General features: G+C 59.3%; 21 protein-coding genes. 13 read left to right on the top strand and 8 right to left on the bottom strand.

Going from position 1 to position 25,062, the window contains the following annotated elements; translation table 11 throughout:
- Window positions 1-2 precede the first annotated feature (2 nt).
- Together G9X48_RS11365 and fdhF are read right to left on the bottom strand one after the other, a co-directional pair.
- Complete coding sequence (locus G9X48_RS11365) at window positions 3-491, bottom strand: DUF1641 domain-containing protein (RefSeq protein ID WP_097640807.1); 489 nt, start codon at window positions 489-491, stop codon at window positions 3-5.
- Window positions 491-3,463: a formate dehydrogenase subunit alpha gene (fdhF, locus tag G9X48_RS11360; RefSeq protein WP_105629516.1), complete on the bottom strand. Its 2,973-nt coding sequence runs from the start codon at window positions 3,461-3,463 to the stop codon at window positions 491-493. Before fdhF ends, G9X48_RS11365 begins: the two co-directional genes overlap by 1 nt.
- Window positions 3,464-3,745: 282 nt before the next feature.
- Here fdhF and mmuP point away from each other — a divergent pair, with 282 nt between their 5' ends.
- From mmuP to asr, 7 genes are all read left to right on the top strand, one after another.
- Entirely contained in the window at window positions 3,746-5,146 is a 1,401-nt protein-coding gene (mmuP, locus tag G9X48_RS11355; RefSeq protein ID WP_007865064.1) for an S-methylmethionine permease, read from the top strand.
- Window positions 5,133-6,065, top strand: a complete 933-nt coding sequence (gene mmuM, locus G9X48_RS11350; RefSeq protein WP_097640805.1) for a homocysteine S-methyltransferase — start codon at window positions 5,133-5,135, stop codon at window positions 6,063-6,065. Before mmuP ends, mmuM begins: the two co-directional genes overlap by 14 nt.
- A 483-nt stretch (window positions 6,066-6,548) precedes the next feature.
- Window positions 6,549-7,526 (top strand): taurine ABC transporter substrate-binding protein, encoded by a 978-nt coding sequence (gene tauA, locus G9X48_RS11345; protein WP_097640804.1) that lies wholly within the window; start codon window positions 6,549-6,551, stop codon window positions 7,524-7,526.
- 9 nt (window positions 7,527-7,535) lie between these two features.
- The gene (gene tauB, locus G9X48_RS11340; protein WP_085046547.1) at window positions 7,536-8,315 is read left to right on the top strand and encodes a taurine ABC transporter ATP-binding subunit; all 780 of its coding nucleotides are present in this window, start codon (window positions 7,536-7,538) and stop codon (window positions 8,313-8,315) included.
- Window positions 8,299-9,126, top strand: a complete 828-nt coding sequence (gene tauC / locus G9X48_RS11335) for a taurine ABC transporter permease TauC (RefSeq protein WP_004386805.1) — start codon at window positions 8,299-8,301, stop codon at window positions 9,124-9,126. Before tauB ends, tauC begins: the two co-directional genes overlap by 17 nt.
- The gene (gene tauD / locus G9X48_RS11330) at window positions 9,123-9,974 is read left to right on the top strand and encodes a taurine dioxygenase (protein WP_054624350.1); all 852 of its coding nucleotides are present in this window, start codon (window positions 9,123-9,125) and stop codon (window positions 9,972-9,974) included. Before tauC ends, tauD begins: the two co-directional genes overlap by 4 nt.
- Window positions 9,975-10,130: 156 nt before the next feature.
- Window positions 10,131-10,523 carry an acid resistance repetitive basic protein Asr gene (asr, locus tag G9X48_RS11325; protein ID WP_007865075.1) on the top strand — a complete coding sequence of 131 codons (393 nt, stop codon included), beginning with the start codon at window positions 10,131-10,133 and terminating at the stop codon, window positions 10,521-10,523.
- A gap of 570 nt (window positions 10,524-11,093) precedes the next feature.
- Here the strand turns inward: asr and G9X48_RS11320 are convergent.
- The 3 genes from G9X48_RS11320 to G9X48_RS11310 all read right to left on the bottom strand — a co-directional run bounded on the left by G9X48_RS11320 (window position 11,094) and on the right by G9X48_RS11310 (window position 14,571).
- Entirely contained in the window at window positions 11,094-12,812 is a 1,719-nt protein-coding gene (locus G9X48_RS11320) for a GNAT family N-acyltransferase (protein ID WP_097640803.1), read from the bottom strand.
- 137 nt (window positions 12,813-12,949) lie between these two features.
- Window positions 12,950-13,927: a porphobilinogen synthase gene (hemB, locus tag G9X48_RS11315; RefSeq protein ID WP_004386863.1), complete on the bottom strand. Its 978-nt coding sequence runs from the start codon at window positions 13,925-13,927 to the stop codon at window positions 12,950-12,952.
- A gap of 146 nt (window positions 13,928-14,073) precedes the next feature.
- On the bottom strand, window positions 14,074-14,571 hold the full coding sequence (locus G9X48_RS11310) for a CinA family protein (RefSeq protein ID WP_004386862.1): 498 nt from the start codon (window positions 14,569-14,571) through the stop codon (window positions 14,074-14,076).
- A 398-nt stretch (window positions 14,572-14,969) separates the two neighbouring features.
- Between G9X48_RS11310 and G9X48_RS11305 the strand changes: the two genes are divergently transcribed.
- Together G9X48_RS11305 and G9X48_RS11300 are read left to right on the top strand one after the other, a co-directional pair.
- A complete protein-coding gene (locus G9X48_RS11305; protein ID WP_097640802.1) occupies window positions 14,970-17,747 on the top strand; it encodes an autotransporter outer membrane beta-barrel domain-containing protein in 2,778 nt (925 codons plus the stop codon).
- An 81-nt stretch (window positions 17,748-17,828) separates the two neighbouring features.
- Window positions 17,829-18,455, top strand: coding sequence for a helix-turn-helix domain-containing protein (locus tag G9X48_RS11300; protein WP_004386860.1), 627 nt, complete (start codon window positions 17,829-17,831; stop codon window positions 18,453-18,455).
- A gap of 34 nt (window positions 18,456-18,489) precedes the next feature.
- On the opposite strand, the gene ampH is transcribed toward G9X48_RS11300, so the two are convergent.
- Window positions 18,490-19,647: a D-alanyl-D-alanine-carboxypeptidase/endopeptidase AmpH gene (gene ampH, locus G9X48_RS11295; protein WP_004386859.1), complete on the bottom strand. Its 1,158-nt coding sequence runs from the start codon at window positions 19,645-19,647 to the stop codon at window positions 18,490-18,492.
- Between the two features lie 198 nt (window positions 19,648-19,845).
- Here ampH and G9X48_RS11290 point away from each other — a divergent pair, with 198 nt between their 5' ends.
- From G9X48_RS11290 to G9X48_RS11280, 3 genes are all read left to right on the top strand, one after another.
- Complete coding sequence (locus tag G9X48_RS11290; protein WP_097570108.1) at window positions 19,846-20,379, top strand: isochorismatase family protein; 534 nt, start codon at window positions 19,846-19,848, stop codon at window positions 20,377-20,379.
- Between the two features lie 176 nt (window positions 20,380-20,555).
- Entirely contained in the window at window positions 20,556-21,776 is a 1,221-nt protein-coding gene (sbmA, locus tag G9X48_RS11285; protein ID WP_014729460.1) for a peptide antibiotic transporter SbmA, read from the top strand.
- Window positions 21,777-21,872: 96 nt separating this feature from the next.
- Entirely contained in the window at window positions 21,873-22,979 is a 1,107-nt protein-coding gene (locus G9X48_RS11280; protein ID WP_097640801.1) for a DUF1615 domain-containing protein, read from the top strand.
- On the opposite strand, the gene G9X48_RS11275 is transcribed toward G9X48_RS11280, so the two are convergent.
- On the bottom strand, window positions 22,976-23,281 hold the full coding sequence (locus G9X48_RS11275; protein ID WP_004386855.1) for a DUF2755 family protein: 306 nt from the start codon (window positions 23,279-23,281) through the stop codon (window positions 22,976-22,978). The genes G9X48_RS11280 and G9X48_RS11275 overlap by 4 nt on opposite strands.
- A gap of 355 nt (window positions 23,282-23,636) precedes the next feature.
- Between G9X48_RS11275 and G9X48_RS11270 the strand changes: the two genes are divergently transcribed.
- Window positions 23,637-23,852, top strand: a complete 216-nt coding sequence (locus G9X48_RS11270) for a DUF2754 family protein (RefSeq protein ID WP_063265025.1) — start codon at window positions 23,637-23,639, stop codon at window positions 23,850-23,852.
- Window positions 23,853-23,862: 10 nt separating this feature from the next.
- Here the strand turns inward: G9X48_RS11270 and ddlA are convergent, their stop codons facing one another.
- A complete protein-coding gene (ddlA, locus tag G9X48_RS11265; RefSeq protein ID WP_097640800.1) occupies window positions 23,863-24,963 on the bottom strand; it encodes a D-alanine--D-alanine ligase in 1,101 nt (366 codons plus the stop codon).
- Window positions 24,964-25,062 lie beyond the last annotated feature (99 nt).

The raw sequence follows: 25,062 nt of genomic DNA, 5'->3' as shown, positions 1-25,062 counted from the left end.
TGTCAGGCGTCGCTCGGCTTGCCGGTAAACGAGGAGATGGGTTTGTCCACCTCCTCTTCCATGCGGCGGGAGAACGCTTTCAGACCATTGAGCAGCGGCGTCAAAGAACGCCACAGCTCATCGTCATGCAGCATTTTCCATGCTCCGCGCGCGCCTGGCGCGTCGGCCTGTTCGCTTTCCGGGCGCGCTTCTTCGCGGCTCAGTTCCGCGGCGAAATCGCGCACGCCGAAGGCGAGCTTATACATCCGCTCCGGCGGAATGGTGGAGAGCGCCATCAGCAGCACAGAGATGTTCTGGATAACGTTCAGCGAACCTTTGCGGCTCAGGCCGTCGATGATGACCTTGAGCCACTCGTTGTTGGACGCCACCAGATCGTTGGTCAGGCGCAGCACGCCATGTTCATGCAGCGTCTGGAGCAGGCGTTGCAGCTCTTCGTCCGCCGTCGGGCCGATGCGTGGCGGCTCGGGCTGATAGTCAATCGCTTTGGCCATTAAAATTTCTCCGGGTGAGGTTCCTGTTCGGGCGGCAGCCGGTAATCGTCACGCTGCCATTTCTCTTCGACCGGCACGCCCGCCATCGGCGTGCGGGCACCATAGCGGAAGTTGTGCCGCGGCAGCGGGGACGGGTGCGGCGCGCGGGAGAGTTTCTCCAGTTTTACTGCGAGCTCTTTATACGCTGGCGTGTTGACGTCGGGGTCGTGGTGCTCGCCGGTGAGCGCGTTAATGCCGGGTTTGCCCTGATGAATAGAGATAAAGAGCGACTGGCCCGCCACGCGATCGGTGATGACCACCGGCACCTCCAGCGAGCTGCGTCGCGAGGTGAGTTTCACCCAGTCGCCCTCTAAAAGCCCACGCTCAGCGGCAAGCTGCGGGCTGATTTCCACAAACCAGTCGGGCGACAGCGACATTGTGCGCCCGCCGCGTCCGCTCTGGTTGGTTGACTGGAAATGCTCCAGCATGCGCCCGTTATTGAGCGCCAGATCGTATTCGTCATCCGGCGCTTCGGCGGGCGGTTGCCACTTCAGCGGGTAGAGCACGGCGCGGCCATCCGGGAAGTTAAACCCGTCGGTGTAGAGCAGCGGCGTGCTTTCGCCGTCAGGCTTCACCGGCCAGAGCTGGGAGTTCCAGCCTTCAAGACGCTCATAGCTGACGCCTGCAAACAGCGTGGCGATACTCGCCGCCTCCGCCATGATTTGCGACGGGTGCGTGTAGCCCCAGTCGTGGCCCATGCGTGCGGCAAGCTCGGTCAGAATGCGCCAGTCCGGGCGGCTATCGCCGAGCGGCGGCATGGCTTCATAGAAGCGCTGAATGCGTCGCTCGGTATTCACATAGGTGCCGTCTTTTTCAATGCTCGGGCAGGCAGGCAGCACCACATCGGCGAACTGCGCGGTGCGGCTTAAGAAGAGATCCTGCACCACCAGGAAATCGAGATCGGTAAAACCCTCGTGCACGTTAGTGCTGTCTGCGTCGGAAAACGCTGTCTCTTCGCCAATGACATACATGGCGCGAATCTGTTTCGTGCGCGCGTGCTCCACCATCTCGAAGTTATCCGAGCCTGCCTCCAGCGACAGTTTTTCCGGCGCCACGCCCCAGGCTTTCGCCCATTTGGCGCGCACGGTTTCATCGCTCACCGATTCATAGCCCGGGTAGTAGTTTTTCAGGCAGCCGAAATCGCTCGCGCCCTGCACGTTATTATGCCCGCGCATCGGGTAGCCGCCTGTGCCGGGGCGACCGTAGTTGCCCGTGACCAGTAGCAGGTTGGAGAGCGCGGTGCTGGTGTCCGCGCCGTGGCTGTGCTGGGTCACGCCCATCGCCCAGACGATGCAGACGGACGGCGCGTTGCCGATAAGCTCGGCGGCGGCGGTCAGCTCCTCCACCGTAAGCCCGGTCATGTCGGCGGCGAAGTCCAGCGTGAACGGCGCGAGCGACTGGCGGTATTCGTCCACCTGGTTGACGTGCGCGGCGAGAAACGCCTCGTCGGCGTAGCCGTGGTCAAACATATAGCGCGCCATCGCCGAGGCCCAGACCATATCGGTGCCGGGGCGAATGCGCAGGTAACGGTCGGCGCGCTCGGCCATTTCGTGACGGCGCGGGTCGACTACCAGAAGCTGCTGCCCGTGATGTTTTTTCGCGGCTTTCATGCGCGCGGCGATCACCGGATGGTTCTCCGCGGTGTTGCTGCCGACAATCACAATCAGCGACGCCTTATGCAGATCCTCAATGGTGCCCGCGTCGCCGCCATAACCGACGGTGCGGAACAGTCCTTTGGTGGCCGGGTTCTGGCAGTAGCGCGACGAGTTATCGACGCTGTTGGTGCCAATAATGAGGCGCGCGATTTTCTGCGTCAGGTAGGCCTCTTCGTTGCTGCCCTTGCTGGAGCCGATAAAACCGATGGCCTGCGGCCCGTATTGATCGCGGATCGCCAGCAGACGGCGCGCCACCAGTTCCAGCGCCTCGTCCCAGCTCGCCTCGCGGAAGCGGTCATTTTCGCGGATAAGCGGTGTGGTGAGGCGTGCTTTATCGTTAAGAAAATCCCAGGCGAATTTGCCCTTCACGCAGGTGGAGATGCCGTTGGCAGGCGCGTCGGCGACGGGCTGCACTTTCAGCACGTGGCGGTCGCGCGTCCAGATCTCGAAGCTGCACCCGACGCCGCAGTAGGTGCAGACCGTTTTGGTACGTTTGATTTCCGGCTGCCGCCAGTGCATGTCCATCACCGAAATACCGGTAATGATCTCAGCGCCCGTGGTGTTTTCGATGGCTTTCACCAGATCTATCATCGGGCGCTTGAGCGTCTGCTTCATGCTGGTAAACGGCCCGGCGTCTGGCTGCATGGTTTTCTCAAGCAGCGCGTTGCAGGGACAGACGGTGACGCAATGCCCGCAGCTCACACAGCTGGAGCCGGCGATAGTCTCGCCGCCGTCCCACAGCACACGCGGGTGGGCCATGGTGTAATCGATGCTCAGCGTTTCGTTGACCTCGACGTTCTGGCACGCCTCCACGCAGCGCCCGCACAGAATGCACTGGTCCGGATCGTAGGTGTAAAACGGGTTGGAGTGATCTTTCACGTAGGGTTTGCGCTGGTATTCGTAGCGCTGAATCGGAATATGCATATCCGCCACGGCATTATGCAGCGTGCAGTCGCCGGTGTTGTGTTCGCAGACGGTACAGTAGAGTTCATGTTTGGCGAGCAGCCTGTCCATACCTTCGTGCTGCGCCGCCTGCGCCTCAGGCTTGCGGCTGGCAATTTCCATGCCCTGCGTGCTTTTCAGCGTACAGCCGCGCACCAGCTCGCCCTGATACTCCACCCAGCAGACATCGCAGGTTTGCATCGGCTCAAGCGCGGGGTGGTAACAGACGTGCGGGAGCTTGACATCGCAGGCCGTCAGAAAATCGATAAGCGGGATATTCGCCGGGCCAGTCAGCGGCCTCCCGTCATAAAACAGGGTACAGAGCGACTCTTGCATAGTGCTTCCTCAAACGTGCCTTGCCAGTGCCGCGAACGTGCGCCGCAGCGAAGAAGAGCGGCTTCTCCGCGGGGAGGCGCTCTCGTTATAGTGACTTAAAGGTAGTAACCGACCCCTGGCTTCGCCAGCGAAGGGTGTTGCGAAGTATGTATGCGGTGAATAATCAGGCGGCAGCAGTTGCGGATAAGTGGCTGAGCGCACGACGGCTTTTGCATTTCGCACCGCTTCCCGGTATAACGTTCAGTTATGGATGTTTAGACGTCTGAACGTATAGAAGGGTTTATGCAGGAATCGCAGCAGCTACAACGCACCATGAAGGCCCGTCATCTGGTGATGCTCTCGCTGGGGGGCGTTATCGGCACCGGGCTGTTCTTTAATACCGGCTATATTATTTCCACGACCGGGGCGGCGGGCACGCTGCTGGCGTATCTTATCGGCGCGCTGGTGGTCTGGCTGGTGATGCAATGCCTCGGCGAGCTGGCCGTCGCCATGCCGGAAACCGGCGCGTTTCACGTTTACGCGGCGCGCTATTTAGGCCCGGCGACCGGCTATACCGTCGCCTGGCTCTACTGGCTCACCTGGACCGTGGCGCTCGGCTCAAGCTTTACCGCCGCCGGGTTCTGTATGCAGTACTGGTTTCCGCAGGTGCCGGTGTGGGTCTGGTGTCTGGTCTTCTGCGTGGTGATTTTCGGGCTGAATGTTTTCTCCACGCGGCTGTTCGCCGAGGGCGAATTCTGGTTTTCGCTTATTAAAGTTATCACTATCGTGGCGTTTATCGTGCTCGGCGGGGCGGCGATGTTTGGCATTCTGCCGATGAAAGATGGCTCGCCCGCGCCGCTGTTCCATAACCTGACCGCCGCGGGCTGGTTCCCTGCCGGAACGCTGCCGATCCTGATGACGATGGTGGCGGTGAATTTCGCTTTTTCCGGCACTGAGCTTATCGGCATCGCGGCCGGTGAAACCGAAAACCCGCAGCAGGTGGTGCCGGTTGCGATTCGCACGACCATCGTGCGGCTGGTGATTTTCTTCCTCGGCACCGTGCTGGTGCTGGCGGCGCTGATCCCGATGGATCAGGCGGGTGTGGTGAAAAGCCCGTTCGTGCTGGTGTTTGAGAAAATCGGCATTCCGTACGCCGCCGATATCATTAACTTCGTGATCCTCACCGCGATTTTGTCCGCGGCGAATTCGGGGCTTTACGCCTCCGGACGGATGCTCTGGTCGCTCGCCAACGAGCGCACGCTGCCGCGCGGTTTTTCGCGCCTCACGCGTCGCGGCGTGCCGCTGACGGCGCTGTCGGTGAGTATGCTGGGCGGCGTGCTGGCGCTGTTTTCCAGCATCGTGGCGCCGGATACCGTCTTTGTGGCGCTCTCGGCGATTTCCGGTTTCGCGGTGGTGGCGGTGTGGCTCAGCATTTGCGCCGCGCATTTTATGTTTCGTCGCCGTCATCTGGCCGAGGGCCGGGCGCTCAACGAATTACATTACCGCGCGCCCTGGTACCCGCTGACGCCGGTGCTGGGCTTCGCGCTCTGTTTTATCGCCTGCGTCGGGCTGGCGTTCGATCCGGGCCAGCGCATCGCGCTCTGGTGCGGGCTGCCGTTTGTGGCGTTCTGCTACGGCGCGTATTATCTGACGCAATTTTTCCGCACGCGCCGCACCGAGGAGCCTCGCCATGTCGCTGAATAACCCGTTAACCCCGCTCTTAAGCCAGCAGCCGTTTGTGGTGCTGGACGGCGCGCTCGCAACCGAACTGGAAGCGCGCGGCTGTAATCTCGCCGACAGTTTATGGTCGGCGAAAGTCCTGATGGAGCAGCCGGAGCTGATTTACGCGGTGCATCTTGATTACTTCCGTGCCGGGGCGCAGTGCGCCATTACCGCCAGCTACCAGGCGACGCCAGCCGGTTTTGCCGCGCGCGGGCTGGATGAGGCGCAGTCACGGGCGCTGATTGCGCGAAGCGTCGAACTGGCGCGTCAGGCGCGTGACGATTATTACCACGAACAGCCGGATGCCGGGCCGCTGCTGGTGGCAGGCTCCGTCGGGCCGTATGGCGCATACCTGGCGGACGGTTCGGAATACCGCGGCGACTATGCGCTTTCGGCGGCGGAGTTTGCGGATTTCCATCGTCCGCGCGTGGAGGCGCTCCTGGTGGCGGGTGTGGATCTGCTCGCCTGCGAAACGCTCCCGTCGCTGCCGGAGGCGCTGGCGCTCGCCGCGCTGCTGGAAAGCTACCCGCAGGCGCGCGCGTGGTTTACCTTTACGCTTCGCGACAGCGATCACATCAGCGACGGCACGCCGCTTGGTGATGTGGCGGCCGCGCTCGCGCCGTATCCGCAGATTGTGGCGCTCGGCATTAACTGCGTGGCGCTGGAGAAAACCACTGCCGCGCTGGCGCGTCTGCATGACGCCACCCGGCTGCCGCTGGTGGTGTACCCGAACTCCGGCGAGCAGTATGACGCGGTGAGCAAAACCTGGCGTCACGACGGGCACGCCTGCCAGACGCTGGCGCATTATCTGGATGCGTGGCGCGCGGCGGGCGCGGCGCTGATTGGCGGCTGTTGCCGCACCACGCCTGCGGATATCGCGGCGCTGCGCGCGCAGCGTTAAGCGAAGCGCACCCGCCAGTTAGGAAGTGGATGCAGGCGAAGGGAGCGGGGCGCATAGGGAAGGCCGGTGAAATCGTTCCGTTCGCCATCACGTCATTTCCCTCTGTGCCGTTCTCTCACGCGAACGTGCAAAGGGGGCTCGCCGCCGACCCCTTTGCAATCCCGGCTCCCGGCGGAAATCGGCCCTGAGGGGCCGATTTTTTTAGCCGGAGCAAAACCATCCACCTTGCCGTCCGTGTTGTGTCCGGGCGGAAAAACGGTGGGTGCGCTTCGCTTACTCACCCTACGATGAAATGGGAGAGCACCGCATACCCGGCATCCCAATCCTCACTCCTGCACCTCTTCCCAGCGCAAAAAATTAACTAACCTTTGCCGGTTTTTTTCTAAAAACGATTCGGCATTAGCGATGCTTTTTTATTCCTTCAACTGATGTCCCGCAGCGGAAATACTGCCCGTATAACAAGAGACTACAGGGGCAGACAGTATGGCAATCACATCGCGTATTACGCTCATCGGCGCGCTGGCGCTGTGGGCATTTCAGGCGCAGGCGGTAGATGTCACCGTCGCGTATCAGACCTCCGCCGAACCCGCCAAAGTGGCGCAGGCGGATAACACCTTCGCCAAAGAGAGCGGCGCGACGGTCGAGTGGCGTAAATTCGACAGCGGGGCCAGCGTGGTGCGCGCGCTCGCCTCGGGCGACGTGCAGATAGGCAATATCGGCTCCAGCCCGCTCGCTGTCGCGGCAAGCCAGAATGTCCCCATCGAAGTGTTTCTGCTCGCCTCACAGCTTGGTAACTCCGAGGCGCTGGTGGTGAAAAAATCGATTCGCACGCCGCAGGATCTCATCGGCAAACGCATCGCGGTGCCGTTTATCTCCACCACCCACTACAGCCTGCTGGCGGCGCTGAAACACTGGGGCATTCGACCGGATCAACTGAGCATCGTTAACCTTCAGCCGCCGGCGATCATCGCCGCCTGGCAGCGGGGCGATATCGACGGCGCTTACGTCTGGGCACCGGCCGTTAACGCGCTGGAAAAAGAGGGTACGGTGCTGACCGACTCCTCGCAGGTGGGGAAGTGGGGCTCGCCGACGCTGGATGTCTGGGTGGTGCGTAAAGACTTCGCCGAAAAACACCCGGAAGTGGTCACCGCCTTTGCCCGCAGCGCGCTGGCGGCCCAGCGCGGGTATCTCGACAACCCCGACGGCTGGCTTACGCAGCCAGAGCATCTGGAGAAGCTCGCGCGCTTAAGCGGCGTGCCGCAGAGCGATGTGCCGGGGCTGGTGAAGGGCAATACCTATCTTCCCGCCAGCCAGCAGGTCAAACAGCTTAACGGGCCGGTGAATCAGGCGATTGTCGACACCGCCGCGTTTTTGAAAGCGCAGGGCAAAGTGCCGCAGGCTGGCCAGGATTACCGCGCGTTCGTCACCGACCGCTTTGTGAAGCCGCTGGCTCAGCCGTAAGGGGGCGCGATGCTACAGGTCTCTCATCTTCACGCCCGTTTCGACGGCAAGCCCGCGCTTGCCGATATCAGCCTGACGCTCAATGATGGCGAGCTGCTAGTGGTGCTCGGCCCGTCCGGCTGCGGCAAAACCACGCTGCTGAATCTCATCGCCGGTTTTTTACCGGTGGAAACGGGCAGCATTACGCTCGACGGCCAGGCCGTCACCGGGCCGGGCGCTGACCGCGGCGTGGTGTTTCAGCATGAGGGGCTGCTGCCGTGGCGCAGCGTGCTCGATAACGTCGCGTTCGGGTTGCAGCTCCAGGGCGTCGGGCGTGAAGAACGCCGCGCGCTGGCGCGTCAGATGCTTGCCAAAGTCGGGCTTGAGGGCGCGGAAAACCGCTTTATCTGGCAGCTTTCCGGCGGTCAGCGGCAGCGTGTTGGCATCGCCCGCGCGCTGGCGGCCGACCCGCAACTGCTGCTGCTGGATGAACCCTTCGGCGCGCTGGACGCCTTTACCCGCGAGCAGATGCAGACGCTGCTGCTGCGCCTGTGGGCGACAAGCGGCAAAAAAGTCTTGCTGATCACGCATGACATCGAAGAAGCCGTCTTTATGGCGACCGATCTCGTGCTGCTGTCGCCGGGGCCAGGGCGCGTGCAGGAGCGGCTGAGCCTTGATTTTGCGAGGCGGTTTGTGGCGGGCGAGCCGGCGCGCGCCATTAAATCCGATCCGGCGTTTATCGCCCGTCGCGAATATGTCCTGAGCCGGGTCTTTGAATTACGGGAGAGCGCCCATGAGCGTACTGATTAACGATAACGCGGCGCGTACGCCGGTGCGCCGCCGCCGTGTGGCCGTGCGCCCGGTGACGATAAGCCTCGCCACGCTCGGCGCGCTGCTGGCGCTCTGGTGGGCGGCGACGGCGCTGCAACTGGTGAGCCCGCTGTTTCTGCCCGCGCCGCAACAGGTGCTGCGCCAGCTCATCACCATCGCCGGGCCGCAGGGCTTTATGGACGCCACGCTCTGGGCGCATCTTGGCGCGAGCCTGGGCCGCATGCTGACCGCGCTGCTGGCCGCGGCGCTTATCGGCATTCCTGTGGGTATCGCCATGGGGCTGAATCCGACGCTGCGCGCCATTCTAGACCCGCTGATTGAGCTGTACCGGCCTATTCCGCCGCTCGCCTATCTGCCGCTGATGGTTATCTGGTTCGGTATCGGCGAGACCTCCAAAGTGCTGCTGATCTACCTGGCGATTTTCGCTCCGGTGGCGATGTCGGCGCTGGCGGGCGTAAAAAGCGCGCAGCAGGTGCGTATCCGCGCGGCGCAATCCTTAGGCGCGAGCCGCTGGCAACTGCTGTGGCATGTGATTCTGCCCGGCGCGCTACCGGAGATTTTAACCGGCCTGCGCATCGGGCTTGGGGTCGGCTGGTCAACGCTGGTCGCCGCCGAGCTTATCGCCGCCACGCGCGGGCTTGGGTTTATGGTGCAGTCCGCCGGTGAGTTCCTGGCGACAGACGTCGTGCTGGCGGGCATCGCGGTGATTGCCCTGGTGGCTTTTATTTTAGAACTGGGGCTGCGCGCGCTGACGCGCCGTCTGACGCCCTGGCATGGAGAAACACAATGAGCGAACGCATAACCATCACGCCGCTGGGGCCGTATATCGGTGCCCTGGTCTCCGATATCAACCTGGCGCGACCGCTGAGCGACAGCCAGTTCGAGCAGCTGTATCACGCGCTGATACGCCATCAGGTGCTGTTCGTGCGCGATCAGCCCATCACGCCGCCGCAGCAGCGGGCGCTGGCGATGCGTTTTGGCGATCTGCACATTCACCCGGTCTACCCGCATGCGGAAGGCGTGGAGGAGATTATCGTGCTGGATACCCATAACGATAACCCGCCGGATAACGATAACTGGCACACCGACGTGACCTTTATCGACACGCCGCCTGCGGGCGCGATCCTGGCGGCGAAAGCGCTGCCGCCCACCGGCGGCGATACGCTCTGGACGAGCGGTATCGCGGCGTTCGAAGCGCTCTCCGCCCCGTTTCAGCAGTTGTTAAGCGGCCTGCGCGCCGAGCACGATTTCCGTAAGTCGTTCCCGGAGTGGAAGCACACGAAAACGGAGGAAGAGCATCAACGCTGGCTCACGGCCGTGGAGAAAAACCCGCCGCTGCTGCACCCGGTGGTGCGCACGCATCCGGTGAGCGGCAAGCAGGCGCTGTTTGTGAACGAAGGCTTTACGACGCGCATTGTCGATGTGTCGCCCAAAGAGAGCGACGCGCTGCTGAATTTTCTTTTCGCACATATTACAAAACCGGAGTTCCAGGTGCGCTGGCGCTGGCAGGAAAATGACGTGGCGCTGTGGGATAACCGCGTGACGCAGCACTACGCCAACGCCGATTATCTCCCTGCCCGGCGCGTGATGCACCGCGCGACGATCCTTGGCGATAAGCCCTTTTACCGGGCCGGTTAAACAGAGGGCGCTGCGGCGCCCTTTCTTTTGCGCAGCGCTTGTACATTCGGTTACACGCCGATACCAATCACTCACTGAAGCGGCGGCACGGGTTCTCTATAGTGATTTCCAGAGCCCCGACGCGGGGTAACTAAAAGCCAATTCGAGGGTATAGAGATGAAAAAAGTATTAGCGCTGGTTGTTGCCGCCACTATGGGTCTGTCCGCTGCTGCGTTCGCGGCTGATAACACTGCTGCACCGGCTCCGGCGGCTGCTGCAACCACTACCACCACTGCTGCACCGGCTAAAGCGCCTGCTGCAAAAACGCATCACAAAAAATCGCATAAAAAAGCGGTAGAGCAGAAAGCTCAGGCTGCGAAAAAGCACCACAAGAAAGCCGCCGCGCAGAAACCGGCTGCTGAGCAGAAAGCCCAGGCTGCTAAAAAGCACCACAAAAAAGCCGCCGCTCAGAAACCGGCTGTCGAGCAGAAAGCTCAGGCTGCTAAAAAGCACCACAAAAAAGCAGTGAAACACGATGCTGCTAAACCGGCTGCCCAGCCTGCTGCATAAGTTTTACGATTCCCCCAGTAAATCAAACCCCCGGCTTGCCGGGGGTTTTTTTATGGGCGGCGTGCGGGCTGAATGGTGGATGCGGCTTCGCTTACCCACCCTACGGGCGCAACGATGATGACTGGTGGGTGCGCTTCGCTTACCCACCCTACGATTAGCGTAACGTAACGTGATTTGTAGGGCGGGTAAGCGAAGCGCACCCGCCGTTCGGGGTTTCTCGATCTCGTTCAGAAAGAGCGTCGGTATGAGGGAATATATACCAGGGCGGTGAATAGGTTCCGTTCGCCATAAAGTCGCCTTCATATGGGCGCTTTGCTCACGCGAACGTGCAAAGGGGGCTCGCCGCCGCCCCCTTTGCAATCCCGGCTCCCGGCGGAAATCAGCCCTGAGGGGCCGATTTTTTTAGCCGGAGCAAAACCACCCACCTTACCAACCGATTAACGCCCGGGCGGAAAAAACGGTGGGTGCGCTTCGCTTACCCACCCTACGGGGCGTAACGATTATGACTAGTGGATAACGTAACGTGATTTGTAGGGCGGGTAAGCGAAGCGCACCCGCCAACAACACCGATTAGGGTGATTCAACCGCCGGCGCGGGCGTGCCGATATACCGCTCACGACGTGACGTTTTAAGGCGCATTAAATCCACTAACACCAGTCCGTCCACACAATCATTAAACGCCGGATCGCTGCCAAAATCGATAAACTGCACGCCGCCCGGCTCGCACAACTCTGAATATTGCTTGTAAAGCGGCGGAATGCCGCAGCCCAGATTCCCCAGCAGCGACTTCAGACGCGTTAAATCTTCCTGATAATTTTCGCCGCCAAACTGCGCCAGCGCCTCCGGCAACGACACCGGGTAAGGGCGACGCGAGGCGGCGAGCGGGTGCTGTGCCGGGAACCAGAGCCGGTAAAACGCGACCAGCAGATCCCGCGCGGCAGGCGGCAGGCCGCCGGATATCGACACCGGGCCGAAAAGATAACGGTATTGCGGATAGCGCGCCAGATACGCGCCGATGCCCGACCACAAATAATCGAGCCCGCGGCGTCCCCAGTATTGCGGCTGGATAAAGCTGCGGCCAAGCTCAATCCCCTGGCTTAAAATATCTTCCATCCGCTCGTCGTAATGAAACAGACTGTAGCTGTAAAGCCCCTGCGGGCCACGCTGCGCCACCTGTTGCGCCGTCGGGATAAACCGGTACGCGCCGACAATCTCCAGCGCCGCGTCGTCCCATAACACCAGATGCCAGTAGTCGTCGTCGTAGGCGTCAGTATCGCGCCGCTTGCCGCTGCCTTCGCCCACGGCGCGAAAGGCGATTTCACGCAGCCGCCCCAGCTCGCGCAGCACCGGCGCTTCTTCCATACCGTTGCGTCGCCACAGATAAATGGTTTTGCCGTCCGGCGTCTCGCCAAGCGTCTCCGCCTGGGCCAGCGCCCGGCGCAGCACGGCCCGGTCTTCCGGGCGCGCGATGCCGCATTCGGTTTTAAAGCAGCCCGGCTGTCCTTTGCCCAGCCGTGAAACATGCTGGCGAAAACGCGCTGCCGCGTCACGCGGATGTGCGTTTGCATCATGCCAGGCGCTCCACGGGATACGCTCGCCAATATTGACTGGCAGCGTCGTGCCGCGCTTGCGAAACATTTCGCGAATAAGCATCAGCATGGCGAGCGGCGGGGCGACCAGCGCCGCGCCGTAAAACGCGAGACTGTTGCGCCCGGCGATATGTACCGGCAGCACCGGCGCGCGGTAGCGGCTTGCGAGCTTCACAAAACCGGCGTTCCAGACGCCGTCCTGAATGCCGTCGAGGCCCGGGCGCGATACTTCGCCTGCGGGAAAGAAAATCAGCGCGCCGCCGCGTTCAAGATGCGCCTCCATCTCTTTAATGGCGGTTTTGCGGGTGCGGTTGCCGATGTTATCCACGGCGATAAAGAGCGACGACAGCGGCTCCAGATGGCTCAGCATCCGGTTCGCCACCACGCGCACGTCGCGCCGCACGCGGGAGATGGCGTAGAGCAGCGCCAGTCCGTCGGCGGTGCCGGTCGGGTGGTTGGCGACGACAACCAGCGGCCCGTTATCCGGGATCTGCTCAAGCGAGCGGGCCGGCAGATCGCAGCGAATATCGAGATGCTCCAGCACCTGCTCGACCATATCGAGCCCTTTGAGATGGCGATGGCGGGCGGCGAACTCCTGAAACTCTTGTTCATAAAGCAGGCGTTTGAGCGTTTTTTTCAGCCACGGGGCGGGGGTTTTCTGGGGGTAAAGATCGTCAAGAACGTTGTCGATGCTGAACACGGTTGTGTCTCCTCGGGAACCGTCTGCGAACAGTGATAGACCCGGAAGATGACGGCCGCATGTCAGGGGCGTGAAGGAACAGTCACAGCGTAGGGGGGAGGAGAAAACGCGGCGGACAGAACGCCCGCCGCGACAGGTCAGAGAATGTTTTTCTCGGCCAGATCGAGCGCGAAGTAGCTGAAGATAAGATCCGCGCCCGCGCGCTTGATAGCGCCGAGGCTTTCCAGGATCACTTTCTCTTCGTCAATCGCGCCCGCCTGGGCGGCGAATTTGATCATCGCGTATTCGCCGCTCACCTGATAAGCGCCAAGCGGCAGGCTGGTGCGCTCGCGCACGTCGCGCAGGATGTCGAGATAAGCGCCCGCCGGTTTGACCATCAGCGCGTCCGCGCCTTCGGCTTCATCCAGCAGCGATTCGCGGATCGCTTCGCGGCGGTTCATCGGGCTCATCTGATAAGTTTTACGATCGCCTTTCAGCGCGGTGCCCGCCGCTTCGCGGAACGGGCCGTAGAACGACGACGCGAATTTTGTGGAGTAGGAGAAGATAGCCGTATCCGTGAAGCCCGCGGCGTCGAGCGCCTGACGGATGGCTTTCACCTGGCCGTCCATCGCGGCGGAAGGTGCGATAAAATCGGCACCCGCAGCGGCAGCAACCACAGCCTGACGGCCCAGGTTTACCAGGGTCGCGTCGTTATCCACGCCGTGTTCACACAGCACGCCGCAGTGGCCGTGGCTGGTGTATTCGCAAAAGCAGGTGTCAGACATCACGACCATTTCCGGCACGGCGTCTTTGGCGATACGCGACATGCGCGCCACCAGACCGTTTTCATTCCAGGTGTCGCTACCGCACTCATCGGTGTGGTGCGAAATCCCGAAGGTCATCACGGAGCGGATGCCCGCTTTCGCAATACGCTCAATTTCACGGGCGAGATATCTCTCCGGGATACGCATCACGCCCGGCATGGCGGCGATCGGTTTGTAGTCGTCCAGCTCTTCCTCAACGAAAATCGGCAGTACCAGATCGTTGCGGCTTAACGAGGTTTCTTCAAACATGGCGCGCAGCGAGGCGTTCTGACGCAGGCGGCGCGGGCGGGAACTCAATGAAAAATCGGCCATAATTGCTTCTTATCAGAGAAATGGGACAGGCTTTATTTTAACCCGAAACAGGAAGGGATGTTTGACGATTGTGGGCGCTAAATCACGCGCGCCCGCAACGGACAAGGCCTGCCGGGGCGTTTTCACGGCAGACCCTGACGCGCGCATTATGAAACGCGTTCTTTAAGCAGTTCAATAAGGCGCTCCAGCGCAAAGACCGCCGCCTGATCGATAACGGTTTTCGGATCGCCATTGAAATGACGCTTTTCCGCTACAGTTTCCTCGCCCGGCATGCCCCACCCAAACCACACGGTGCCTGGCGGCGTGCCGTCTTCACCGCCGGATGGCCCGGCATAACCACTCACCGCGAGGCTGACATCCTCGCCCGAACGCTCGCGGGCGCCCGCCGCCATCTCATGCACCGTCTGCTCGCTCACGGCGGTATAGAGGCGCAGCGTCTCTTCTTTCACGCCCAGCATGCGCTGTTTGGCGTCATTGGTGTAAGTGATAAAACCGCTCGAATAAAAGGCGGTGGTGTCTTCGGTGGCGCACAGGGTGTACGTAATAAGCCCACCGGTACAGGATTCGGCCGTCGCCAGTCGTAGCCCGTGTTGATTCAGCCAGATACCGGCCTGTTTTGCGGCGTGCTGAAGTTTTTCATTCATTAGATTCACTTTCTCCATGCCATTAAGATATTCATATTATAGATGAGTATCGTCAGGGGAAGGGTAAAAGCCCGGGCAACGAAACGGCAGGGAAGTGTTATAACTGAGGGCTATTTTATTTTTAAAGCCAATATTCCAGGAGTGGATATTTAAATAAGCAATATTTTGGCGGTAATCAAAATGAAGGATTTTTCGTCTGGTAAGGTATAAAGGGATAACGAGAGAGAAACCGGTTTTATTCCTAAATAATAAAAGAGTGCGGATTCGTACAATTGGTAAAGAAGAATTGAACCTTTAATTTTTCAGCGTGCATAATTTTATCGTTAATACATCACGCTTGTATTACGGCAAACCATTTGATGGACCAACTTTGTGACGTCCCTGAGGAGGGATGATAAATGCACTCCTGGAAAAAGAAACTTGTAGTCTCACAATTAGCCGTGGCCTGCACGATGGCTATCGCTTCTCAGGCCTCCGCTGCCACGGATATTTCAGGCAAAAGCTACGACACGTTTTATTATGACGGCGGTATTATGTATCAGGGCTATGTCGGTTACGATTACGGCTCTGATTATTATAATGGCAATATTTATCCGCAAATTTCCGGCGCGCATGTCGATGGTGTTATTTCCACCTGGTATCTTGATGAGGGCACCAGTAATAATACCAACCCTAACGCGCTGACCATTAAAGACAGCACTATCCACGGGATGATTACCTCACAATGCATGACGGAAAACTGTGATAACCGCACCGGGGATTATCTCTATAACCGTCTCGCATTAACCGTCGATAATTCCACTATCGACGATGACTTCGAGCACTATACCTATTATAACGCCGATGATAAAACGACGGCATCTCAGGATATTTTTGATCTCGGCACGGCAATTACGCTCGACCAGGAAACCGATCTGGTTATTCAAAATAATTCTCATGTTGCGGGTATTACGCTGACGCAGGGATATGAATGGGAAGATAATCAGGATGTGACATCGCCGACTGGCTCAAATAGCGGTGAAATTTTTAATAACAGCATTGTGGTAAAAGATTCTGTGCTGAGCTCCGGCTCATGGACGGATGAAGGCACCAGTGGTTTTTATGGCCACACGGGTAAAGCCAGCGATTACGATAACGCCATTACTGCGGATGATATCGCGCTTGCGGTGATTGCTAATCCGGCTTCTGATAACTCAATGCAGACGACGGCCTCTTTCGACAGATCAACCATTAACGGCGACATCTATTTCGAAAGCTCCTTTGATGAAAACTTTGGCGGGTATGACCGCGTTACGCTGGATCAAGGCGGCAACCCGGTCATCACGCACGTTGATGCCTATGACGTGAACGGCGACGGTACGCTGGATTCTAACGGCTGGGATAATACCGACCGCCTGGACGTGACGCTCACCAACGGCAGCAAATGGGTGGGTGCGGCGATTTCTAATGTCGAAGCGACCGCCGAGCTGTATGACTATCAGCCGAACAGCATCTGGCCTGGCTCCACGTATGGCATCGAAAACAGCGATACCGCGTTTAACGAAGCGGGCCACGTGACGGGCAATGAAGTCTATCAGAGCGGTATTTTCAACGTGACGCTGACAAACGGCTCCGAATGGGATACCCGTAAAGTGTCTAATATCGACGCGCTGGTGGTGGATAATCATTCACAGGTTAACGTTGAAAGCTCATCGCTGCTGGCGGATTCCATCACCCTGACCAATGCTTCGACGCTGAACATCGGCGATGATGGCGCGGTGGCGACCGATTCCCTGACGCTGGACAGCGGCAGTCAGGCGACGCTCACGGAAGAAACCGCGTCGCTGTACGCCAACACGCTCACCGTTGCTAACGGCGCGCAGCTCAACCTGGGCCTCGGTCAGGTAGATGTGGATAACGTCGTGCTGACCGACGACGGCGTGCTTAACGTCGCAAGCCGTGACTATGTGCTGGATGCCTCACTGAATAACGCGCGTTACGTCACCAACGATCCGCATCAGAAAGACTATGACGAGGGCGTGATTGCGCTCAACTCAGACGGTCATCTGGCGGTGAACGGCGATGTGGCGGGCAACTATCGCGTGCGTATCGATAACGCCACCGGCGCGGGTTCCGTCGCCGATTACAAAGGCAATGAAGTGGTGCGCGTGTATGACGACAACGACGCCACCTCCGCGCGCTTTACCGCCGCCAACAAAGCGGATCTGGGTGCCTACACCTACGAGGCGCAGCAGCAGGGCGACACCGTGGTGCTGAAACAGCGTGAGCTGACCGACTACGCCAACATGGCGCTGAGCATTCCTTCCGCCAATACCAACATCTGGAATCTGGAACAGGATGTGCTGAGCACGCGTCTCGCGCAGGGCCGTCATACGCCAGGGGATAACGGTGGCGCATGGGTGACCTACTTCGGCGGTAACTTCAACGGCGATAACGGCGAGCTGAGCTACAACCAGGATGTCAACGGCCTGATGGTTGGTCTCGATAAACTGGTGGAAGGCAACTACGCCAAATGGATGATCGGCGCGGCAGCGGGCTTTGCGAAAGGGGATATGGACGATCACAGCGGCAGCGTTGATCAGGACAGCCAGTCCGCGCGTCTCTATTCTTCCGCGCAGTTCGCCAACAATGTCTTCCTGGATACCACCCTGAGCTACAGCCATTACAGCAACGATTTGAGCGCAGTGATGAGCAACGGCCAGGCGGTCTCCGGTGATGCGTCCTCCGATGCCTGGGGCTTTGGCCTGAAACTGGGCTATGACTGGCAGTTCAATACGCAGGGTTATCTGACCCCGTACGCCAGCATCTCTGGCCTGTTCCAGGATGGCGACGGCTATCAGCTGAGCAACGATATGCGCGTCAACAGCCAGTCTTACGACAGCCTGCGTTATGAACTGGGCGCAGATCTGGGTTACACCTTCAACTACGGCAACGATCAGTCCTTCACGCCGTATGCCAAACTGGCCTATGTCTATGACGATGCCAGCGGTAACGACGCCGATGTCAACGGCGACAATATCGATAACGGCATGGAAGGCTCCGCAGTACGCGCAGGGCTTGGCGGTAAGTTCAGCTTCACCAAAAACTTCAGCGCCTATGCCGATGCGAACTACCTCGGCGGTGGCGATGTGGACCAGGACTGGGCCGCGAACGTTGGCGTCAAATACACCTGGTAATTTCTGCAGTTAGCGTCAAAAGCTGCCTGTCCCATGTGGACAGGCAGTTCCTCCCCAACACACCTGAAATGGATATCTCGCGTGTTAGATCTGGTAAAACCCCTACATCATCTCGACGCTCTTCAGCGTCATCTGGCCCCATCAGGAACGCCGTTTGATATTGACGCCCATTGCGAACTCTCGTTTATCAACGAGCAGGGCGAGCAACAGTGCTGGTTTTTTAAGGAAGGGAGCCTCAATGTCTGGCGTGAAGAGAACCATATTCACGTCGATTTAATGACTTCGCCGCTCTATTTAAGCTTTTCTGATGCGGTGATCCCGGAGCCGCTTCGCTATACCCTGATAACGGAAACCCCCTGTCGCGGCTTTCGAATGCCGGTTCGCCGGGCAATTGAAATCATCGAACACCGCCAGCTGTGGAAGTCATTCTGTCACTGGCAGACCTGGCTGATGCGCTGGTTTGAGTGGCGCGACGCGCACTTTATCGGCACGACGACTTATTCGCAGATCCGTTCCACGCTGTTAACGATGGCGGCCTGGAGCCCCGAAGTGCGCGCGCAGGTGGGCGTTATACACCATATTCAGAACCATACTCATATTTCCCGTTCGGTCATCGCTGAGATACTCGCGGAGTTGCGAAAAGGTAAATACATTGAAATGCAGAAGGGCAAGCTGGTGGCGGTCAACAAACTGCCGCTCAACTACTGAAACATAACGGCGCCGCACAGGCGCCGTTATTGCTTTACAGGGCAGGCGTCTGGAGCGGTTTGTTGCCGCTCAGTTCCGTCACCAGATCGTTTATCCCATCGCTCATATTAGTAAAGCGCGTCAGCGGCGAGCGGGTCACTACCACGAAAGCGCCAATATTGCTCTGCGGGATCATCGCCATGTAGGTGATAAAGCCGCCGCCGCCCCCGGTTTTCTGAATGATGCCAGGACGCCCGTCTTTCGGTGCCATGTACACCCAGCCGAGCCCCAGCGCGTCCGCTTTACCCGGCACGTCCATGCCGACGACGCGGGTTAACTGCGTACGTTGATAAATCAGCGTCTGCATCCGGTCCGCCTGCGGGCTGCGGCGATGGAAATCGGATGCCAGGAACTGCTGCATCCAACGCATCATGTCGTCCGGCGTGGAGTAAACGCCGCCGCTGCCGATGGCCGCCAGCGTGTTGTTGCACGGGCTCGCGCCTTTTTCCGCGATCATCAGGCGCTTGCACTGATCCGGCGATGGCGTGAAGGTGGTGTCTTTCATGCCAAGCGGGCGGGTTATCTGCTCTTCAAAAAGCTGGGTATAAGGCTTGCCCGCGGCGTTGGCCAGCGCATCGGCCAGCAGATCGAACGCGAGGTTGGAATAAGACGCCGTGGCGCCAGGTGCCGCTTTTAACGATGCGGTGGAGAGCCACTGCCAGCGCTGCTCGCGCGTGGGCCAGACAAACACCGGGCGTTTCGCCGCGCCGCCGGGCTGCTCGCGAGGCAGGCCGCTCGTATGCGTGGCGAGATTCACCAGTCGAATTGGCTCGCCCTGATAGGTCGGCACGCGCGCACCGGGCGGCGCGTAGCGGCTCAGCGGATCGTTAAGCTTCACCACGCCCTGATCGAGCATTTTCACCAGCATTTCGCTGGTCATCAGTTTGGTGAGCGAGGCGATGCGGATAACCGAGTCGAGCTGCGGGCGCACGTTATTGCCGGGGCGCGTTTCGCCGAAGCTTCGGAATACGCGCTGATTGCCATCAATCACGACAATCGCCATGCCGGTAGCGCCGCTGCCGTAGAAAATATGGTTGGCGTAACGGTCGACAATATCTGACGCGAAGACCGGGTCGGGCGAGGTTTGCGCGGCCTGGGCCGCAGAAAAAGCTGCGCTTATCAGCAGGGCGCAGGAGAGCAGACAACGTTTCAACGAAGCAATCCATTCAGTGAGCGGGAATAGAGGGTATTTATACTACTGCGCGCGGATCTGCAAAGGCCCGAAAAGCATGCCAGCCCCTGAAAAAACGTAACGATGCGTAACAGCTCGTTTTTTTGCGCAAAATTTTTCCGGCGGTGCCGCGTGCGTTGCCTGTGATAATCTCCTGCTTTCCCTGAGAAGGAGTGCGTGATGGCTGTACCACGGGTTGTGATGGTAATCGATATGCAGAACGGCGTTTTCGCCACGCCGCGTTTTGACCGCGACGGGCGCGTCGCCCGCATTAACCAACTGATGGCGGGCGCAGAGCAGGTCATCATTATTCAGCACACGGAGCCGGGCGGGCTGGAAGAAGACTCACCAGGGTTTGCGTTTCTGCCGGAGCTCAACGTGCCGCAAAACGCCCTGCGCGTGACCAAAACCGCCTGCGACGCCTTTTACCGCACGCCGCTTGAGGCGCTGCTGCGCGAGCATCACATTGACGCGTTCGTGGTATGCGGCTGCGCCAGCGACTACTGCGTGGACACCACGATTAAACAGGCGGCGAGCCGCGGGTTTCAGGTGACGGTCGCAGGCGACGCCCATACCACCGCCGATCGCCGCGCGGCTGCCGCCCCGGTGCTTATCGATCACTACAACGACGTGTGGAGCACCCTGACCATACCCGGCAACCCGCTGCGCGTCATGAAAACAGACGCGATTCTGGACGCCTGGCAGGCGAACTAAACGGCGCGGGGTTTGTCTCATGACGGCGCGAACAGACAGCGCGCCGTTACACTTTTGGAAACACGCCGGGCGGCGTAGCCGTTGCCTGCCGCGTTACACTCAGTACCCCCTGCCGCACGCGCAGGGCACAGGCTATACAGCAACAGCAAAAACAAAAATATTTGCAGGAGCGATTGATGTTTAAATCCTTTTTCCCTCGTCCCGGCGCTTTTTTTCTTTCGGCGCTGATCTGGGCGATGCTGGCCTTCGTCGTCTGGCAAATGAGCGGCGGCTGGCTTGCCGAACGGTTCGGCGTGGCGGGCGAGCTGCCCATCAGCGCGGCCCGTTTCTGGTCGGGCAACTTTATTCTTTTCTATGCCTACTACGCGCTTTGCGTGGGGCTGTTCGCCGCCTTCTGGCGCGTCTATTGCCCGCACCGCTGGCAGCGCTGGTCGGTGCTGGGTTCGGCGCTGCTGATTTTCGTCACCTGGTTTATGGTGGAACTTACGGTCACCATTAACGCCTGGTATGCGCCGTTCTTTGACCTGATCCAGACCGCGCTGGGCGCGCCCAATAAAGTCAAAATCGGCCAGTTTTACAGCGGGCTCATGGTGTTCCTTGGCATTGCGCTTATCTACGTCACCGTGGGCGTGTTGAACTATTTTTTCATCAGCCACTACATCTTCCGCTGGCGTACCGCCATGAACGAATATTACATGGAACACTGGCCGCGGCTGCGCCATATCGAAGGTGCCGCGCAGCGTGTGCAGGAAGACACCATGCGTTTCGCCTCCACGGTTGAAGATATGGGCGTGTCGCTGTTGAAAGCCGTGATGACGCTGATTGCCTTTCTGCCGGTGCTGGTGGCGCTCTCGCCGCACGTGAAAGAACTGCCGGTAGTGGGCGAGGTGCCTTACGGGCTGGTTATCGCCGCGATCGTCTGGGCGCTGATGGGCACCGGTCTGCTGGCGCTGGTCGGCATTAAGCTGCCGGGCCTGGAGTTTCGCAATCAGCGCGTTGAGGCGGCCTATCGTAAAGAGCTGGTTTATGGCGAAGACGATCCGACGCGCGCCGATCCGCAAACGGTGCAGGCGCTGTTCAGCAACGTGCGCTTTAACTATTTCCGGCTCTATTTCCACTACACCTATTTCAACATCGTCCGCATTCTCTACCTCCAGGTGGATGCGATTTTCGGTCTGTTCCTGATGTTCCCGTCCATTGCGGCAGGGTCAATTACGCTTGGGCTGATGACGCAGATAAGCAACGTGTTTGGCGAAGTGCGCGGCGCGTTCCAGTATCTGATTAGCTCCTGGACCACGCTTGTTGAGCTGATGTCTATCTACAAACGTCTGCGCAGCTTTGAGCGTACGCTGAACGATAAACCCGACCTTGAACCTGAAGCGCAGGAAGCACTGTAAAGACGGTTTGCCGCTGCGTCTTCGGAGCGATCCGCTTTTCGCGGCGGCAAAAACGTGGCAGGGTAAACGCCCTGAACCCAGCCAGACAGGATTATCATGGCCGCCACGTTTGCCTTGCCCACCCGTTTTCGTCTTCTGACGCTTACCGCGCTGCTCACGCTTGCGGGGTGTACCAGCCAGACCACGACCACTGAAAAGGGCGCGAAACCGCTCGACGTGCGCGCCGTGGTGAAGCAAAAAATGCCGGCGAGCGTGAAAGACCGCGACGGCTGGGCGCGCGATATCGCCCGCGCGTTTGAGACGCAGAAAATCCCGGCAACCGAAGAGAACATCTGTTCGGTGCTGGCGGTGGCGGAGCAGGAGTCGAATTATCAGGCTGACCCGCAGGTGCCGGGGCTTGGCAAGATAGCCTGGAAGGAGATCGAGCGCCGCGCCGGTAAACTGCATATTCCCGCCTTTGTGGTGCACACCGCGCTGCTTATCAAATCCCCCAATGGTAAAAGCTACAGCGAGCGGCTCGACAACGTGAAATCCGAGCGCGAACTGAGCGCGATTTTCGATGATTTCATCGGTATGGTGCCGCTCGGACAGACGCTGTTTGGCAACTTAAACCCGGTGCACACCGGCGGGCCGATGCAGGTCAGCATTGCGTTCGCCGAACAGCACGCGCGCGGCTATCCGTATGACATCGACGGCACGCTGCGCCAGGAGGTCTTTACCCGTCGCGGCGGGCTGTGGTTTGGTATTTATCATCTGCTGAACTATCCGGTGGACTATTCACGTCCGCTCTATCGCTTCGCGGATTTCAACGCGGGCTGGTATGCGAGCCGCAATGCGGCGTTCCAGAATGCCGTCAGTAAGGCGAGTGGTGTGAAACTGGCGCTGGATGGCGATCTTATTCGCTATGACAGCAGTGAGCCGGGTGCGACCGAAAACGCGGTGCGTAAACTGGCCGGCCAGCTTGATATGAGCGACAGCGAGATCCATCGGGCGCTGGCGAAAGGGGATAGCGAGGATTTCAGCGACAGCGAAATTTATAACAAGGTTTTCGCACTCGCGGATAAACGCGCGGGCCGAACGCTGCCACGCGAATTATTGCCTGGCATTCAACTGGAAAGCCCGAAGATCACGCGTCAGCTCACCACGGCGTGGTTTGCGAAGCGTGTGGACGACCGTCGGGCACGCTGTATGAGTAAAGGTTAAAAGCGACGACGTCGCAGGCGGAAGAAAAACGCCATGACCATCGCAAAGACGCAGCCTGCGAGAAACGGCACCAGCGCAAAGATGGTGCCGACAGCCAGCCCCATTTTGATTTGCGGACGGCCGCTCTCCTGCATCTGCATGAGATTATCCAGAACGCCCGGTGCATGTACCACGACATTCAGGAGTTGCGCGCCAACCCAGAAAGAGAACAGCACAAACAGTGCGTAAGCAATGTTGCCAAGCGCGGTGGATCTTCCTGGTTTCCCGGCGATTATGGGTTTGGGTAACGATATCTCAGCCATACAGACCTCCGGGGTTTTACCTTCGTACTGACGTAACGCCAGGGTGCTACAGGGGGAAGTTTGGCAGGAGATTTTATTTGTCAATATCGGATTCGTGGTAATTTGGCGGGCAGATTACTCCTGAATGTCAAAATTATGTCGATTCTCACATTTCTGTAACTGCGTTAATAACTGGTTAACATTCAGACTTTTCTTGCTTCATAACACGCTATGACCGCTGCGCTTGCGAAAGTTTACTGGCGCTTTTAAACGTCTTTACGCGTAACCGTAACACGCGTCACACCGCGCGACGCGGGCCACAGACAGCCATGACGGGATATGCGAAGATGTTTTTTTTGACGCTTTCGGAGCAACCATGCAACTCTCTGCCAAAATTCGCCGTGACTGGCACTATTATGCGGTCGCACTGGGCCTGATTTTTATTATGAACGGCGTGATTGGCCTGCTGGGATTTGAGGCGAAAGGGTGGCAAACCTATGCGGTGGGGCTGGTGACGTGGATTATCTGTTTCTGGATTGCGGGTTTTATCATCCGCCGTCGCCCGGAAGAACCGAGCGCGGCGGAAGAGTAATGCTTACGCCTTAGCCGGTGATGGAGCTTTTCAGCGCCGCATCGGCCTGATGGCGCTCCAGCGCCAGTTCAATCAGGCGGGTAATCAATTCCTGGTAACCCATGCCGCTCGCCTGCCACAGCTTCGGATACATGCTGATATTGGTAAAGCCTGGCAGGGTGTTGATCTCATTGATGATCACTTCGTTGTCCGGCGTCAGGAACACGTCAACACGCGCGAGCCCGGCGCACTCCAGCGCCTGAAACGCGCGAATCGCGATAGCGCGGATCTTCTCATTAACGTCAGGCGCGATATCCGCAGGCACCACCACGCGGGCGGCCTGCTCGTCGATGTATTTGGTGTCGTAAGAGTAAAACTCGCTGCTCACCACGATTTCGCCGCAGGTGCTCGCCTGCGGTGAATCGTTGCCGAGCACCGCGCACTCGATCTCACGGCCTTTGATGCCGGTTTCCACCACCACTTTATGGTCGAATTCAAATGCCAGCGCGACGGCGGCGTGATACTGCGCCTCGTCGTTGACTTTACTGACGCCGACGGAAGATCCCTGGTTCGCGGGCTTCACGAACAGCGGCAGGCCGAGCTGCGCTTTCACGTCTTCAAAAGTGATGCGCTGGCGGTTGGCGCGGGTCAGCGTGATAAACGGCGCGACCGCAAGACCGGCATCGCGCAGCAGGCGTTTGGCGACGTCTTTATCCATGCTGACCGCCGAGCCGAGCACGCCGGAGCCGACAAACGGAATGTTCGCCATGCGCAGCATGCCCTGCAGCGAGCCGTCTTCGCCGAGCGTGCCGTGAACAATCGGGAAAATCACATCCAGCTGCGGCAGCGCCTGGCGGTTGTCTGATTCGATGAGTTGCTGCTCGCTGAGCCCTGGGATCAGCGCGACATTTTTCTCGGAGCGGTGCAGGGCGATGCGCGCCGGATCTTCCGCGTTCAGCAGATAACGGGACGCGTCGTTCACATGCCACTGGCCCTGTTTATCAATGCCCAGCAGCACGACGTCGAATTTTTCTTTATCAATCGCATCGACGATATTCTTCGCCGACTGAAGCGACACCTCGTGCTCCGCTGATTTTCCGCCAAACACAATGCCCACGCGCAGTTTTGCCATTTTTACAACCCATCCTTAAAGCAGACGAAAGCCCACAACATAGCACGCCCGGCAGGCGGATTCATGTGGTTCGTGGCGGGCAACGGCGTCGTGCGGCGC

The sequence above is a fragment of the Cronobacter sp. HA18006 genome (assembly GCF_011605445.1).
Classification (GTDB): Bacteria; Pseudomonadota; Gammaproteobacteria; order Enterobacterales; family Enterobacteriaceae; genus Cronobacter; species Cronobacter sakazakii.
Note: the sequence above shows the minus strand (reverse complement) of the source record. Positions and strands in the feature narration are given on the sequence as shown.

Bases quoted from the DNA above. Each gene is read 5' to 3' on its own strand.
- G9X48_RS11365 (WP_097640807.1), bottom strand. From the start codon at position 491: ATGGCCAAAGCGATTGACTATCAGCCCGAGCCGCCACGCATCGGCCCG.
- fdhF (WP_105629516.1), bottom strand. From the start codon at position 3,463: ATGCAAGAGTCGCTCTGTACCCTGTTTTATGACGGGAGGCCGCTGACT.
- mmuP (WP_007865064.1), top strand. From the start codon at position 3,746: ATGCAGGAATCGCAGCAGCTACAACGCACCATGAAGGCCCGTCATCTG.
- mmuM (WP_097640805.1), top strand. From the start codon at position 5,133: ATGTCGCTGAATAACCCGTTAACCCCGCTCTTAAGCCAGCAGCCGTTT.
- tauA (WP_097640804.1), top strand. From the start codon at position 6,549: ATGGCAATCACATCGCGTATTACGCTCATCGGCGCGCTGGCGCTGTGG.
- tauB (WP_085046547.1), top strand. From the start codon at position 7,536: ATGCTACAGGTCTCTCATCTTCACGCCCGTTTCGACGGCAAGCCCGCG.
- tauC (WP_004386805.1), top strand. From the start codon at position 8,299: ATGAGCGTACTGATTAACGATAACGCGGCGCGTACGCCGGTGCGCCGC.
- tauD (WP_054624350.1), top strand. From the start codon at position 9,123: ATGAGCGAACGCATAACCATCACGCCGCTGGGGCCGTATATCGGTGCC.
- asr (WP_007865075.1), top strand. From the start codon at position 10,131: ATGAAAAAAGTATTAGCGCTGGTTGTTGCCGCCACTATGGGTCTGTCC.
- hemB (WP_004386863.1), bottom strand. From the start codon at position 13,927: ATGGCCGATTTTTCATTGAGTTCCCGCCCGCGCCGCCTGCGTCAGAAC.
- G9X48_RS11310 (WP_004386862.1), bottom strand. From the start codon at position 14,571: ATGAATGAAAAACTTCAGCACGCCGCAAAACAGGCCGGTATCTGGCTG.
- G9X48_RS11305 (WP_097640802.1), top strand. From the start codon at position 14,970: ATGCACTCCTGGAAAAAGAAACTTGTAGTCTCACAATTAGCCGTGGCC.
- G9X48_RS11290 (WP_097570108.1), top strand. From the start codon at position 19,846: ATGGCTGTACCACGGGTTGTGATGGTAATCGATATGCAGAACGGCGTT.
- sbmA (WP_014729460.1), top strand. From the start codon at position 20,556: ATGTTTAAATCCTTTTTCCCTCGTCCCGGCGCTTTTTTTCTTTCGGCG.
- G9X48_RS11280 (WP_097640801.1), top strand. From the start codon at position 21,873: ATGGCCGCCACGTTTGCCTTGCCCACCCGTTTTCGTCTTCTGACGCTT.
- G9X48_RS11275 (WP_004386855.1), bottom strand. From the start codon at position 23,281: ATGGCTGAGATATCGTTACCCAAACCCATAATCGCCGGGAAACCAGGA.
- G9X48_RS11270 (WP_063265025.1), top strand. From the start codon at position 23,637: ATGCAACTCTCTGCCAAAATTCGCCGTGACTGGCACTATTATGCGGTC.
- ddlA (WP_097640800.1), bottom strand. From the start codon at position 24,963: ATGGCAAAACTGCGCGTGGGCATTGTGTTTGGCGGAAAATCAGCGGAG.